16 protein-coding genes are annotated in these 14,070 nt (G+C 70.4%); 9 read left to right on the forward strand and 7 right to left on the reverse strand.

Annotation, left to right across the window (positions count from 1 at the left end; all coding sequences use genetic code 11):
• The first annotated feature begins 1 nt into the window (after position 1).
• From ACIGDI_RS02605 to ACIGDI_RS02630, 6 genes are all read left to right on the forward strand, one after another.
• Positions 2-973, forward strand: a complete 972-nt coding sequence (locus ACIGDI_RS02605; RefSeq protein WP_399889424.1) for an SCO2521 family protein — start codon at positions 2-4, stop codon at positions 971-973.
• Between the two features lie 37 nt (positions 974-1,010).
• Positions 1,011-2,045 carry a DUF6879 family protein gene (locus ACIGDI_RS02610; RefSeq protein WP_399889426.1) on the forward strand — a complete coding sequence of 345 codons (1,035 nt, stop codon included), beginning with the start codon at positions 1,011-1,013 and terminating at the stop codon, positions 2,043-2,045.
• 199 nt (positions 2,046-2,244) lie between these two features.
• Positions 2,245-2,460 carry a hypothetical protein gene (locus ACIGDI_RS02615; protein WP_399889429.1) on the forward strand — a complete coding sequence of 72 codons (216 nt, stop codon included), beginning with the start codon at positions 2,245-2,247 and terminating at the stop codon, positions 2,458-2,460.
• Positions 2,461-2,480: 20 nt separating this feature from the next.
• Positions 2,481-3,110: a DUF1266 domain-containing protein gene (locus ACIGDI_RS02620; protein WP_399889432.1), complete on the forward strand. Its 630-nt coding sequence runs from the start codon at positions 2,481-2,483 to the stop codon at positions 3,108-3,110.
• Positions 3,111-3,152: 42 nt separating this feature from the next.
• Positions 3,153-3,899: a DNA repair protein RecO gene (recO, locus tag ACIGDI_RS02625; RefSeq protein ID WP_200705587.1), complete on the forward strand. Its 747-nt coding sequence runs from the start codon at positions 3,153-3,155 to the stop codon at positions 3,897-3,899.
• Positions 3,900-3,923: 24 nt separating this feature from the next.
• Complete coding sequence (locus ACIGDI_RS02630; RefSeq protein ID WP_399889435.1) at positions 3,924-4,775, forward strand: isoprenyl transferase; 852 nt, start codon at positions 3,924-3,926, stop codon at positions 4,773-4,775.
• A 37-nt stretch (positions 4,776-4,812) separates the two neighbouring features.
• On the opposite strand, the gene ACIGDI_RS02635 is transcribed toward ACIGDI_RS02630, so the two are convergent.
• The 4 genes from ACIGDI_RS02635 to ACIGDI_RS02650 form a co-directional block, all read right to left on the reverse strand.
• A complete protein-coding gene (locus tag ACIGDI_RS02635) occupies positions 4,813-5,229 on the reverse strand; it encodes a Fur family transcriptional regulator (RefSeq protein ID WP_058925414.1) in 417 nt (138 codons plus the stop codon).
• Positions 5,230-5,299: 70 nt separating this feature from the next.
• A complete protein-coding gene (locus tag ACIGDI_RS02640; protein ID WP_200705589.1) occupies positions 5,300-6,202 on the reverse strand; it encodes a metal ABC transporter permease in 903 nt (300 codons plus the stop codon).
• Positions 6,203-6,212: 10 nt separating this feature from the next.
• A complete protein-coding gene (locus ACIGDI_RS02645) occupies positions 6,213-6,989 on the reverse strand; it encodes a metal ABC transporter ATP-binding protein (protein WP_399889439.1) in 777 nt (258 codons plus the stop codon).
• Positions 6,986-7,945: a metal ABC transporter substrate-binding protein gene (locus tag ACIGDI_RS02650; protein WP_399889442.1), complete on the reverse strand. Its 960-nt coding sequence runs from the start codon at positions 7,943-7,945 to the stop codon at positions 6,986-6,988. Before ACIGDI_RS02650 ends, ACIGDI_RS02645 begins: the two co-directional genes overlap by 4 nt.
• Positions 7,946-8,094: 149 nt before the next feature.
• On the opposite strand from ACIGDI_RS02650, the gene ACIGDI_RS02655 reads away from it, so the two are divergent.
• Positions 8,095-9,477: a glycine--tRNA ligase gene (locus ACIGDI_RS02655; protein ID WP_142151839.1), complete on the forward strand. Its 1,383-nt coding sequence runs from the start codon at positions 8,095-8,097 to the stop codon at positions 9,475-9,477.
• 88 nt (positions 9,478-9,565) lie between these two features.
• Here the strand turns inward: ACIGDI_RS02655 and ACIGDI_RS02660 are convergent, their stop codons facing one another.
• Positions 9,566-10,615 carry a chitinase gene (locus tag ACIGDI_RS02660; protein ID WP_399889444.1) on the reverse strand — a complete coding sequence of 350 codons (1,050 nt, stop codon included), beginning with the start codon at positions 10,613-10,615 and terminating at the stop codon, positions 9,566-9,568.
• A 173-nt stretch (positions 10,616-10,788) separates the two neighbouring features.
• Between ACIGDI_RS02660 and ACIGDI_RS02665 the strand changes: the two genes are divergently transcribed.
• Positions 10,789-11,799, forward strand: a complete 1,011-nt coding sequence (locus tag ACIGDI_RS02665) for an aldo/keto reductase (RefSeq protein WP_399889447.1) — start codon at positions 10,789-10,791, stop codon at positions 11,797-11,799.
• Positions 11,800-11,824: 25 nt separating this feature from the next.
• Complete coding sequence (locus ACIGDI_RS02670) at positions 11,825-12,415, forward strand: TetR family transcriptional regulator (protein ID WP_399889450.1); 591 nt, start codon at positions 11,825-11,827, stop codon at positions 12,413-12,415.
• Between the two features lie 70 nt (positions 12,416-12,485).
• Here ACIGDI_RS02670 and ACIGDI_RS02675 read toward each other — a convergent pair whose 3' ends face one another.
• The gene (locus ACIGDI_RS02675) at positions 12,486-13,640 is read right to left on the reverse strand and encodes a serine hydrolase domain-containing protein (protein WP_399889453.1); all 1,155 of its coding nucleotides are present in this window, start codon (positions 13,638-13,640) and stop codon (positions 12,486-12,488) included.
• Between the two features lie 104 nt (positions 13,641-13,744).
• Positions 13,745-13,963 carry a hypothetical protein gene (locus tag ACIGDI_RS02680; protein WP_399889456.1) on the reverse strand — a complete coding sequence of 73 codons (219 nt, stop codon included), beginning with the start codon at positions 13,961-13,963 and terminating at the stop codon, positions 13,745-13,747.
• Positions 13,964-14,070: the final 107 nt, after the last annotated feature.

Genomic DNA, 14,070 nt, shown 5'->3' on the forward strand with positions numbered 1-14,070 from the left:
CATGGCGAGGCCCTCCGGAGAGCCCGCGCCCCCGGCCCTCGCCTGCGGTGAGGTGCGCACCTGCCTGCTGCCGTCCTTCCAGGCGCTGGACGGCCGGGCCGCCGCCGGGCTGCTCAGACTGCGCGCCGACGAACACGTGCGGGTCTCCGAACGGCCCAATCTGTACGCCCTTTCCCCCGAGACGCTGACCGGAGTGGACTGCCGGCTGCCCACCGCCGACGGCACCAAGGTCCGCGCCGTCGGCACCGTGGCCGCCCGCGCGGCACTCACCGAGGGCCGGCTGCTGCAGGCCACCGCCTACTTCAGTGCCCCGTCCGCGGGCCCCGACACGCGCCGCCCCTGGGGGCACTATCTGGTACGGCCCGGGGTCGTCGAGCCGTTCGGCAGGCTGCCCGAACAGTCCACCGCGCGGGGCGTGCTGCAGGGCGCGGGCCGCGGGGAGCTGGACCTCGGGGCGATCGCCGAGGCCCTGCTGGCGCGGCTGCTGCGCCACCCGCTGCTGGACCGCAAGGTCCCCTTCAAGTCCCGCCGCACGCATCTGCGTTGGGTCGCCCGGCGGATCCCCGAGGGGGAGCGGGCGGAACTGACCCGGTTCACGCTGGCCGAGGACGGCCTGCGGACCGTGGAACTGAGGCTGCCGGAGAACACACCGGTGGCCGCGGCCGCGGGGCTGTGCGAGGACCTCGCGCTGCACGACTGGCTTTTGACGACCGTGGTGCACATGCTGGAGAGCAGCCGGCTCGCAGCGGCGGACGGGCCCGCCGCGGTCCAGGCCCTGCGCCCGGCCGTCGACCATCTGCTGCATCTGTGGATGCCGCACGCGCGGGTGGACCGCTCACTGGTCCACCTGTGGGAGGCACTGGAGCGGGAACCGGGCTTCACCCGCCAGTGGCAGAACCTGGTCCAGCGCATCCGGGACCAACTGGCCGTCCAGGCGATCCCGTTGCTGCACCAGGCACTGAGCACCAACTGAGGGACGGCACCAACCACATACCCGACGGGGGAGACACGTGAGCGGAGCGTCGTTAGGCACAGGGGACAACGGGGCGGGGCTGCCGCGGCAGGGCATACCCAAGCTGTTCTGGAAGATCCTCATCACAGCGTCGGCGGCGGGCGGCGCCTTCCTGCTGACCGTCCTGCTGAACGGGGACGACAACAACATCTGGCAGTGGGTGGCGTCCATCGTCCTCGGCAGCGCGACACTGATCGTGCAGTACCTCGTGGACTTCGGCGAGCGCCTCGAGGTGGTCGAGAACAGCCAGCGCCGGCACATCGACGACATGAAGCAGAGCCTGGCCAACCACCACGCGGAGATGCGGGCGGCCGTCGACCAGAGCTTCGCCAAGATCAACGAGGCGACGGAGCTGTTCAGCAAGGTCGACGGCTCCGTCCTGCGCTCCGAGGAGGTCACCCGGCTGGTCAAGGCGTACACGCAGGTCGGCGACGAGGCGCCGGGGATCGTCAAGAGCTTCGCGGAGGAGGAACTGAAGCGTCTCGCCGAACTCATGGAGGATCTCATCAGCGGCCGTGCGGACTCCTCTTTCGAGAACCACGAATGGCTGATCGACCTCGCCCTGTGCGTCAAGAAGACGCTCTACGCCACCAGCACGACCGTCGACCGGGATTTCTGGTCCAGTGAGCCCGCGAAGCGCTATCTGGTGGCGCAGGAGAAGGCCATCAAGACCCGCGGCGTGGAGGTCCGGCGGCTGTTTCTCGTGGACGAGCCGGACGAGGTCACCGAGGCCCTGAGGCAGATCTGCCAGCGTCAGCGCAGGCACGGCATCGACGCGCGGATCGGCGTGCAGTCACAGCTCGATCCGGGCGGCACGGTGATGGACTTCATCATCTTCGACGGCGAACTGTGCTACGAAACACGGCCTGATCACCATGTCAGGCCCGACATGACGATGCTCAGAATGAAGCGGGAGCACGTCGAGGACCGCATCAGCCAGTTCGACGAGCTGTGGGCGGCGACGGAGCCGGAGCCCGAGCCCGAGGCGGAACCGGGCCGCGCTCCCCGCCGACTGCGCCGGGTCGCCGAGTGAAATAATCCGAATACCACAAACCTCTTCCACTGCGCCGTAGTCGCAGTTCACAGACTCCTGCCGAGTGTAGGGGTGTCAGGCAGCCGGGTTACGGAAAAGCGTGAAACCCAAAAAGAAAGGGGAGCACGCTTGAGGCGCAATCGACATGCCGCCGCCCGGAATTGTGAGCTGTTTTTGTTACGGTCGTTAAGGAGAGAAAATGAAACCTCCCGTCGGAACTCATGTCGTGGACACCCGCACCGGAAGAGTCGGCATCGTCATGGGCCACGAAGGACCGTACGTCCAACTCAGACCGTACGGCGGAGGGCGGGAGTGGGACGCCGAGCCCGGGGCGCTGCGCGCGGTCACCCGGGCCGAGCGGCTCGGCGCGGCGACGGCCCAAGCGGACGCCCGCAGCGGCGGTGAGGTCCCTTGACGTGAGTAGGGTGCGGGGCCATGGGTCTGTGGAGCATATGGAGACGGACGAAGTCGCAGCCGCGCACCGACAGGCGGTACCCCACCCCGCTCACCGCGCACCAGCTGTGGATGGTGTCGCTGAGCGCCCCGGTGAGCCGTGACCACGACGCCTCCCGCACCACCCTGTACCCCTTCACCCGCATCGACGACGACAGCGCCCGCGGCTGGCTGGCCGACCAGTGGGAGATCACCTCGCGCGAGGAACTCGTCGACCGGCTCGACGAGCTGTCCCGCAGCGGCTACCGGGCCCGCGCCCAGCGGCTGCTCGGCGTCTCCCCGCTCGCCTGGGACGCCGCGCTGTACGTCGACATCGCCCGGCGCGGTTTCGCCGCCGGGCTGATCACCGAGGCCGAGGCCTGGACCGCGCTGAAGAACATCGTGCCGTCGGTGGTGTCGGCGTACTCCTCCTGGCAGGGGTACGCCGACCACTACCTGCTGGGGCGCAAGGTCTGGCGGGACGGGCTGGAGGCCGCCCGGGACCCCTCCTCGCCGGCCTCGCAGGCCGTCGCCGACGCACACCTGCGCGCCCTCCTGGACCCGGCGAACCGTGCCAGCCCCTGGAACCTGGCCCCCTGGGACACCATCAGTCGCCCCGACCGCGCACGCTGACCCGCCGCCGTACGGGAGAATGGACTCCATGAGGGGCACGCGATGAGTCTTTTCCGGGACGACGGCATCGTCCTGCGCACCCAGAAACTGGGCGAGGCGGACCGGATCATCACGCTGCTCACGCGCGGGCACGGGCGGGTGCGGGCCGTGGCCCGGGGAGTGCGGCGGACCAAGTCCAAGTTCGGGGCGCGCCTCGAACCCTTCTCCCACGTCGACGTGCAGTTCTTCGCGCGGGGCAGCGAGCTGGTGGGGCGCGGGCTGCCGCTGTGCACACAGAGCGAGACCATCGCCCCGTACGGCGGGGGGATCGTGACCGACTACGCCCGCTACACCGCCGGCACGGTCATGCTGGAGACCGCCGAGCGGTTCACCGACCACGAGGGCGAACCGGCCGTGCAGCAGTACCTGCTGCTCGTCGGCGCCCTGCGGACCCTGGCCCGCGGCGAGCACGCCCCGCACCTCGTGCTGGACGCCTTCCTGCTGCGCTCCCTCGCCGTCAACGGCTACGCCCCGAGCTTCAGCGACTGCGCGAAGTGCGGGATGCCCGGGCCGAACCGCTTCTTCTCCGTCGCCTCCGGCGGCTCGGTGTGCGTGGACTGCCGGGTGCCCGGCAGCGTCGTACCGTCCCCGCAGACCCTGGAACTCCTCGCCGCGCTGCTTACGGGAGACTGGGAGACCGCGGACGCGTGCGAGCCGCGGCACGTGCGGGAGGGGAGCGGGCTGGTGTCCGCCTATCTGCACTGGCACATGGAACGCGGGCTGCGTTCGCTTCGTTACGTAGAGAAGTAAGCGGTAAGAGGAGACGAGAAGCAGATGGTCGTACGCGGGATCCTGGGAAGCCGGCGCCGCGAGTACAGGGCACCCGAGCCGCACCCGTCCGGCGCCCGCGCGCCGAAGCTCCCGGGCGAGCTGGTCCCGAACCACGTGGCCATCGTCATGGACGGCAACGGCCGCTGGGCCAAGGAGCGCGGCCTGCCCCGCACGGAGGGCCACAAGGTCGGCGCCGAGCGGGTGGTGGACGTGTTGCAGGGCGCGATCGAGATGGGCGTCGGCAGCATCTCCCTCTACGCCTTCTCCACCGAGAACTGGAAGCGCTCGCCCGACGAGGTCCGCTTCCTGATGAACTTCAACCGCGACTTCATCCGCAAGAGCCGTGACACGCTCGACCAACTCGGCGTCCGGGTGCGGTGGGTGGGCCGGATGCCCAAGCTGTGGAAGTCGGTCGCCAAGGAGCTCCAGATCGCCCAGGAGCAGACCAAGGACAACGACCGGCTCACCCTGTACTTCTGCATGAACTACGGCGGCCGCGCCGAGATCGCCGACGCCGCGCAGGCCATGGCCGAGGACGTGAAGGCCGGCCGGCTCGACCCGTCGAAGATCAACGAGAAGACCCTCGCCAAGTACCTGTACTACCCGGACATGCCGGACGTGGACCTGTTCCTGCGGCCCAGCGGCGAGCAGCGCACCTCCAACTACCTGATCTGGCAGAGCGCTTACGCCGAGATGGTCTTCCAGGACGTGCTGTGGCCGGACTTCGACCGCCGCGACCTGTGGCGGGCCTGCGTCGAGTTCGCCTCCCGCGACCGCCGCTTCGGCGGCGCCGTACCGAACGAGGAACTCCTGGCCATGGAGGCCGCGATGCGAGGCAACGAGCCCGCCGAGTAGCCCACGGCGCCTTCCGCCCGCCGTCGGCAGACCGAGGTCAGTTGCCGGCGGCGGCGCACTCCGCGCAGGTTCCGAAGATCTCCACCGTGTGCGCCACGTTCACGTACCCGTGCTCGGCGGCGATCGCCTCCGCCCACTTCTCCACGGCCGGGCCCTCGACCTCCACCGCCTTGCCGCACACCCGGCACACCAGATGGTGGTGGTGCTCGCCGGAGGAGCAGCGGCGGTAGACCGACTCGCCCTCGGAGGTGCGCAGGACGTCGACCTCGCCGGCGTCCGCGAGGGACTGCAGGGTGCGGTAGACCGTGGTCAGACCGACCGAGTCGCCCTTGTGTTTGAGCATGTCGTGGAGCTCCTGCGCGCTGCGGAACTCGTCGACCTCGTCGAGGGCCGCCGCCACGGCGGCACGCTGCCGGGTGGCGCGGCCCTTCACGGGCGGTCCAGCGGTCGTCACCGGGTCCTCCTTCTGCGGCTCGCGTCCACGACGCCTGCCGGGCCATTGTGCCAGCCCGGCCCGGGCGCGGTCAGACGCCGACCTCGCCGACGGCTTCCCGGGCGGCCGGGATCACGCACTCGGCGGGCTCCCCGACGGGCCGCGCGGCCGCCGCCGCCCGGGCCCGGCGCCGGGCCACGGGAGCGGCGAGCGCGGTCAGCGCCAGGAAGGCCGCGATGGTCAGCAGCACGATCGTCGCGCCGGGCGGCACGTCCTGGTAGTAGGAGGTGACCGTGCCGCCGATGGTCACCGTCACCCCGATCGCCACGGCGATCGCGAAGGTCGCCGCGAAACTGCGGCTGAGCTGCTGGGCGGCGGCCACGGGCACCACCATCAGCGCGCTGACCAGCAGCAGGCCCACCACCCGCATCGCGACCGTCACCGTGACCGCCGCCGTGACGGCGGTCAGCAGGTTCAGCGCACGCACGGGCAGGCCGGTCACCCGCGCGAACTCCTCGTCCTGGCTGACCGCGAACAGCTGGCGGCGCAGGCCGAGGGTGACCAGCACGACGAAGCCGGCCAGCAGACAGATCGCCGTCACGTCCGACGGCGAGACGGTCGACAGGGAGCCGAACAGGTACGACGTCAGGTTGGCGTTGGAGCCGCCGGGCGCGAGGTTGATGAACATCACGCCGCCGGCCATACCGCCGTAGAAGAGCATCGCGAGGGCGATGTCGCCGCGGGTGCGGCCGTACCAGCGGATCAGTTCCATCAGGACCGCGCCGAGCACGGAGGTGAGCGTCGCCATCCACACCGGGGAGGCGGAGAGCAGGAAGCCGAGGCCGACGCCCGTCATCGCCACGTGGCCGATGCCGTCGCCCATGAGGGCCTGGCGGCGCTGGACGAGGTAGATGCCGATCGCCGGGGCGGTGACGCCGACGAGGACGGCGGCGAGCAGGGCCCGCTGCATGAAGGCGTAGTCGAGGAAGTCCATCACAGTTCCTTCAGCCCAGCAGTCCCGTGCGCGGCGGCCCGGGCTCGTGGGGGTGGACGTGGTCGTGGCCGGGGAGGGCGTGCTGGCCGACCGCCTTCGGGGGCGGGCCGTCGTGCAGGACGCAGCCGTCGCGCAGGACGACCGCGCGGTCGATCAGCGGTTCCAGGGGCCCGAGTTCGTGCAGGACGAGCAGGACGGTCGTACCGGCCGCGACCTGCTCGCGCAGGGTCCGCGCCAGCACCTCCTGGCTGGCCAGGTCCACGCCCGCCATCGGCTCGTCCATGATCAGCAGTTCCGGTTCGGCGGCGAGCGCGCGGGCGATCAGGACGCGCTGGTGCTGGCCCCCGGACAGGGCGTTCACGGACTCCTTGGCGCGGTCCGCCATGCCGACCAGCTCAAGGGCCCTGCGTACGGCCGCGTGGTCGGCCTTGCGCAGCACGCCGAAGCGGGCCCGGGACAGCCGGCCGGAGGAGACGATCTCGGTGACCGTGGCGGGCACGCCCCCGGCGGCCGTCGTGCGCTGCGGGACGTAGCCCACCCGCGCCCAGTCCCGGAACCGCCCGCGCTCGGTGCCGAACAGCTCGATGCGCCCGGCGCTCACCGGCACCTGGCCGATGATCGTGCGGATGGCCGTCGACTTGCCGGACCCGTTGGCGCCGAGCAGCGCGACCACCTCACCGCGTGCCACGGTGAGGTCGATTCCGCGCAGGACGGGCCGCGAGCCCAGGTCGGCGCGGACGTCGCGCAGGGATATGACGGGCTCGTTCATGCCGTCCTGTGTCGTCATTTCTCTCCCAGAGCGCTCTGCAGGGCCTTGAGGTTGGCCTCCTGGACCGAGAAGTAGTCCGTGCCGCGGGACTTGGACGTGATGCCCTCGATCGGGTCCAGGACGTCCGTCTCGAGGCCGGCGTCGGAGGCGACGGTCTTCGCGGTCTTGTCGCTGACGAGCGTCTCGTAGAACACGGTGGTGACGCCGTCGGCCTTGGCCATGGTCTCCAGCTGCCGTACCCGCGCGGCGCTGGGCTCGGACTCGGGGTCGAGGCCGTTGATGGCCTCCTCGGTCAGGCCGTAGCGCTCGGCGAGGTAGCCGAAGGCGGCGTGGGTGGTGATGAAGACCTTGGACTTCGTGTGCGCGAGGCCGTCCTTGAACTGCGTGTCGAGGGCGTGCAGCCGCTTCACCAGCGTCGCGGTGTTCTTCCTGTAGTCGGCCGCGTGCTCGGGGTCGGCCTTCTCGAAGGCCTTGCCGACGCCCTCGGCGACCTGGGCGTAGCGCACCGGGTCGAGCCAGATGTGGGGGTCGAGACCGGAGAGTTCCTCGTTCTTCGAGCCGTCGTGGGAGGCCGCGTGGCCGCCGACCTCGTTTCCGTGCTTCTCCAGCGAGGTCAGGGAGGCGGCGTCGATCTTGGTCTTCACCTCGGACTGGGCCACCGCGTCGTCGACGGAGGGCTGGAGGTTCTTCAGGTAGAGCACCGCGTCGGAGTCCTGGAGCTGCGCGGTCTGCCGGGCGCTGATCTCCAGGTCGTGCGGTTCCTGGCCGGGCTGGGTCAGGCTCGTGACGTGCACGTGGGCGCCGCCGATCCGCTCGGCGAGGAAGGCCATCGGGTAGAACGACGCGACGACGTCGAACTTCCCCGTGCCGGCCGCCGCCGCGCTGTCGCCGGAGCAGCCGGTGAGCGTGCCGAGGCCGAGTGCGGTGACGGCCGCCACGGCCACCGCGGATATGTGCTGTCGTCGTACGTTCATGACAGTCATTTTCATCAAACATGGAAACCGTTGTCAATAAACGATCCGACCGGCACCGATTTGATTGAGGGGCAGCCCCCGCCGGTACCCTGAAGCATTCGCTGGAAGCATCTCGCTTCGTCGCCCGTCGTCGTAATGAAGAGAGCACCGTGGCCGCCGACAAGATCGACACCATCGTCAGCCTGAGCAAGCGCCGTGGCTTCGTATTCCCCTGCAGTGAGATCTACGGTGGCCAGCGCGCCGCCTGGGACTACGGGCCGCTGGGTGTCGAGTTCAAGGAGAACATCAAGCGCCAGTGGTGGCGCTACATGGTGACGTCGCGCGAGGACGTGGTCGGCATCGACTCGTCCGTCATCCTGGCCCCCGAGGTCTGGGTCGCCTCCGGTCACGTCGCCACCTTCACGGACCCGCTGACCGAGTGCACCTCCTGCCACAAGCGGTTCCGCGCGGACCACCTGGAGGAGGCCTACGAGGCCAAGCACAAGCGCCTCCCGGAGAACGGCCTGGCGGACGTGAACTGCCCGAACTGCGGCAACAAGGGCCAGTTCACCGAGCCCAAGCAGTTCTCCGGTCTGCTCTCCACGCACCTCGGTCCGACGCAGGACTCCGGCTCCATCGCCTACCTGCGCCCCGAGACCGCCCAGGGTATCTTCACCAACTTCGCCCAGGTGCAGACCACTTCGCGCCGCAAGCCGCCGTTCGGCATCGCGCAGATGGGCAAGTCCTTCCGCAACGAGATCACGCCCGGCAACTTCATCTTCCGCACCCGCGAGTTCGAGCAGATGGAGATGGAGTTCTTCGTCAAGCCGGGCGAGGACGAGAAGTGGCAGGAGTACTGGATGGAGCAGCGCTGGAGCTGGTACACCGGCCTCGGCCTGCGCGAGGAGAACATGCGGTGGTACGAGCACCCGAAGGAGAAGCTCTCCCACTACTCCAAGCGCACCGCTGACATCGAGTACCGCTTCCAGTTCGGCGGCAGCGAGTGGGGCGAGCTGGAAGGCGTCGCCAACCGCACCGACTACGACCTGAACGCCCACGGCAAGGCCTCCGGCCAGGACCTCTCCTACTTCGACCAGGAGGCCGGCGAGCGCTGGACGCCGTACGTCATCGAGCCCGCGGCCGGTGTCGGCCGTACGCTGCTGGCCTTCCTCCTCGACGCCTACGTCGAGGACGAGGCGCCGAACGCCAAGGGCAAGATGGAGAAGCGCACGGTACTGCGGCTCGACCACCGCCTGGCGCCGGTCAAGGTCGCCGTGCTCCCGCTGTCCCGGAACCCCGAGCTGTCGCCGAAGGCCAAGGGCCTCGCCCAGGCGCTGCGCCAGAACTGGAACATCGAGTTCGACGACGCCGGCGCCATCGGCCGCCGTTACCGCCGCCAGGACGAGATCGGCACGCCGTACTGCGTGACCGTCGACTTCGACACCCTGGACGACAACGCGGTGACGGTGCGCGAGCGGGACTCGATGAAGCAGGAGCGGGTGTCGCTCGACCAGATCGAGGGTTACCTGGCCGGACGCCTGCTGGGCTGCTGAGCCCCTCACAACCGACGTACCGGCCCCGCGCGGGCCTGAAACCCGAACGCCGGACGGGCTGCGAAGCCCGTCCGGCGTTCGGGTTCCGTCAGCGTCCTTGCAGGGACTTCACGTTGTCGCCGAACGTCCAGTTCTTCGAGCCGTCCCAGTTGACCGACCAGGTCATCAGGCCCTTGAGGGAGCTGCCGTAGTGCTTCCAGGCCTGGGAGACGAGGGACGGTGACATGTAGCCGCCGCCGGCGCCCGGTTGGGCGGGCAGGCCGGGGACCTGCCTGTCGTACGGCACCCTGACCGTCGTGCCCTGCACGACCAGGCCCTTGTTCAGGCAGTCCGTCTGGGCCGTGAAGCCCTGCACCGTGCCCGCCTGGTAGGAGTCGCCCGAGCAGCCGTACATGCTGCCGTTGTAGTACTGCATGTTGAGCCACCACAGGCGGCCGTTGTCGGCGTACTTCTTGATGATCGGCAGGTATGCGCCCCAGATCGAGCCGTACGTGACGCTCCCGCCGGTGACGTAGGCCGTCTCCGGGGCCATGGTGAGCCCGAAGCCCGCCGGCATCTGCGCCAGGACTCCGTCGATGATGCGGATCAAGTTGGCCTGGGAGGTGGAGAGTTGGGTGATGCTGCCGCTGCCGACCAGGCCCGTCTCGATGTCTATGTCGATGCCGTCGAAGTTGTACTTCTTCAGGATCGGGACGATCGTCGCCACGAAGCGGTCGGCCACCGCCTGTGAGCCGAGGTCGATGCCGGCCGCGGCGCCGCCGATCGACAGCAGGATCGTCTGGCCGGCGGCCTTCGCCGCGCACATCTCCGCGGGCGTGGCCACCTTCACGCCCGAGTCCATGCCGTCCTCCCACAGGGCCGTTCCGTCCGAACGGATCACCGGGAAGGCCGCGTTGATCACGTTGTAGCCGTGGGCGGGGATGCGGGAGTCGGTGATCGGGGTCCAGCCGAAGGGCGGGTGGACGCCGTTGGCGGAGCCGTCCCAGTTCTCCCAGTAGCCCTGCAGGACCTTGCCGGACGGACGCGGCTTCACCGCGCAGGTGTCGGCGGCGGCGGCGGCGGTGGTGGCCGCGGGGAGCTGGGTGAGACAGGCCGTCGCCAGCGCGGCGGCGAGCAGGGACAGGGTGCGGCGGAGCATACGGGCCTCCCGGTGGGGGTGCGGTGAGGTGTCGTAGGCATGACAGTGCTCTGGTCCAGACCTCTCGTCAATAGGTCTGGACCAGGTTGGAGGGGGTGGAGGCGCGGGGCGGGACGTTGGGGTGACAGCTGACAGATATTGAAACCTGTCAGCTGTCATGTCAGGGTGGTGGCATGACGATGCGAACCCGAACCCTCGGCACCACCGGCCCCCAGGTCTCCGCCCTCGGCCTCGGCTGCATGGGCATGTCCGGCATGTACGGCGACGCGGACCGCGCGGAGTCACTCGCCACCATCCACGCCGCCCTGGAAGCCGGCGTGACCCTGCTCGACACCGGCGACTTCTACGGCATGGGCCACAACGAACTGCTGATCGCCGAAGCCCTGCGCACCGCCCCGGCCGCCCTCCGGGAGAACGCGCTGGTCAGCGTGAAGTTCGGCGCCCACCGCGCCCCGGACGGCGAGTGGCTCGGCTACGACACGCGCCCGGCCGCCGTGAAGACCTGGGCCGCGTACTCCCTCCAGCGCCTCGGCGTCGACCACATCGACGTCTACCGGCCCGCCCGGCTCGACCCGGACGTGCCGATCGAGGAGACCGTCGGCGCGATCGCGGAACTGGTCGAGAAGGGGTACGTCCGCCACATCGGGCTCAGCGAGGTCGGCGCGGAGACCATCCACCGGGCCGCCGCCACCGCCCCGATCGCCGACCTCCAGATCGAGTACGCGCTCATCTCCCGCGGGCCCGAGCGGGAGATCCTGCCCACCCTGCGCGAGCTGGGCATCTCCGTCACCGCGTACGGGGTGCTCTCCCGCGGGCTGATCTCCGGGCATGTCACGCCCGGCCAGGAATACGCGGCGACCGACTTCCGCGCCCACTCGCCCCGCTTCCAGGGCGACAACCTCCAGCACAACCTCACGCTGGTCGAGTCCCTGCGCAAGATCGCCGAGCAGAAGGGCGTCTCCGTCGCCCAGATCGCCATCGCCTGGGTGCTCTCGCGGGGTGACGACATCGTGCCGCTGGTCGGCGCCCGCACCCGCGAGCGGCTCGGCGAGGCCCTGGGCGCCCTGGACGTGACCCTGGACGCGGCCGACCTCGCCGCGATCGAGGCGGCCGTACCGGCGGACGCGGCGGCCGGCGAGCGGTACGCGCCCGCACAGATGGCCATGCTCGACAGCGAACGCTGATCGCGGTGCCGGGTACCGTCTAGCCATGCCTCCGACCAGCGAGACCCTGACCGCCGAGCGCATCCTCGCCGCCACCGAGGAGGTGCTGCGCCGCCACGGCCCGGCCAAGGCCACCGTGGTCGACGTGGCCCGCGCGCTCGGCGTCAGCCACGGCAGCGTCTACCGGCACTTCCGGACCAAGGCCGCGCTGCGGGAGGCGGTGACCAAGAGGTGGCTGGACCGGACGACGCAGGTCCTGGCCGGGATCGCCGCCGACGCCGGACGGGACCCGGAGGCGCGGGTGCGCGAGTGGCTCGCGGCCCTCTTCGCCGCCAAGCGCCGCAAGGCCGGTGCCGACCCGGAGCTGTTCGCCACGTACTCCGTGCTGACGGACGGGGCGGGTGAGGTGGTGAGCGCCCACATCACCGAACTGACCGACCAGCTCACCGGGATCGTCCGCGCCGGTGCCCAGGCGGGCACCTTTACGGTCACCGACCCGGCGACCGCCGCCCGCGCCCTCTTCCAGGCCACGGCCCGCTTCCACGACCCGGGCTACGCCAAGGAGTGGCAACGGCCGGGCGTGGAGGGGGAGTTCGAGGCGGTGGTGGATCTGCTGGTGCGGGGATTGTCCGCCTAGACCCGGCCTGGACCCGCCTGGCGGACGAGTGTGATCGTAGGGTGGGCGCGAACCGCGCCGCCCGGCCGTTTCAGCCGCCGGCCACGAACCGCCAGAAGTCCCGCATCACCGGTGTGGGGGTCGGGTTCGCCATGCCCGCCTGGGTGAGCAGGATCGAGACGGTTCCGGCGGGCGGGACGATGTGGGCCGTCGTGCCGGTGCCCCCGACCCAGCCGTAGCGGCCGGGGACGTTCCAGGGGTCGGACGGGGTGACGTCGACCTGGCCGCCGTAGCCCCAGCCCTGGCCCTCCAGGAAGAGCGTGGCGCGGTCGCGCTGCTCGGCCGTGAGGTGGTTGGTGGTCATGCGGCTGACCGACGTGGAGGTGAGCAGCCGTTGGCCGTCCGGGGTGGTGCCGCCGTTCACCAGGAGGCGGGCGAAGGCCAGCCAGTCGTCGGCCGTGGAGACCAGGCCGCCGCCGCCCGAGCGGAAGCGCGGGGCGCTGCTGAACCGGCCGTCCGGAGTGTCCGACAGACGCGGGGAGCCGTCGGGGGCGGGTACGTAGGCCGAGGTGAAGCGGTGCCGCTTCGACGGCGGAACGTCGAACGCCGTGTCCGTCATGCCCAGCGGCGCGAAGACCCGCTCGCCCAGGAAGTCCGGGAGCGTACGGCCCGACGCCCGCTCGACCAGGATGCCCTGCAGGTCGGAGGAGGTGCCGTAGAGCCAGGCCTCGCCCGGCTGGTGCAGCATCGGCACCCGGGCGAGCAGGCCCAGCCAGGTGTCCGCGTCCGGCCAGTCCTGCGGGGCGCGGCCGTCCTTCTGCACCGTGAACAGCGACTGCACCGCCGGGAGCGAGAAGTCGGAGGGGAAGCCCCAGCCGGTGCGGGAGCTGAGCAGATCCTCGACCGTGATCGGGCGGGCGGCCGGGACCACGTCGTCCACCGGGCTCGACGGCGTCCGCACCACCGTCGGCTTCGACAGCTCCGGAAGCCATTCCTCCACCGGCGACTCCAGGGCGACCACGCCCTCCTCCACCAGCATCAGCACGGCCGCCGCCGTGATCGGCTTGGTGATGGAGGCGATACGGAAGATCGAGTCACGCGCCATCGGCGCGGTTCCGTCGGTGTCCACGGAGCCGACGGTCACCACCTCGACGTCCTCGCCGCGCGCCACCAGGGCGACGGCACCGGGCACGGTGCCGTCCTCGACATGGCGGCGCAGCACGGCCTTCAGTTCGGTCTCGGTCATCTCCGGCCTTCCGGTGCGCGCGGGTGCGGTCAGGGTGCGGTCAGGTCTGCGACTCCTGCCGTGTACGACTCCTGCCACGCCGGAAACTCATCTCTCCCGGCGCCTCAGCCCGAGGGCTCCGCCTCCGTCGGATCCACCGTCGCCTGGTGCGCCTCCGCCAGATGCTCCTCGGCCTTCAGCCAGGGCAGGAACTGCGCCCCCTGCCGCCAGCCGCAGGTGTCACATCTGATCGTCCGCTGCAGACCGGTGCGCTGCACGCGGACGACGTGCTCGCGGCCGTGCCCGTCCCAGCGCCTCACCCTGCTCGTGTTGATCTCCAGCATGCTGCCTCCCCTCCGGCACAGGAGTGTGCAGCAAGACCAACATCAACAGGGGACCTCCACGGTGAGTTGACCAACCCGTGGCCGATCCCACACAGGACCGCGCCCCC

Origin of the sequence: Streptomyces sp. NPDC085900 (assembly GCF_044540925.1) — a bacterium.
GTDB lineage: Bacteria > Actinomycetota > Actinomycetes > Streptomycetales > Streptomycetaceae > Streptomyces > Streptomyces gilvifuscus.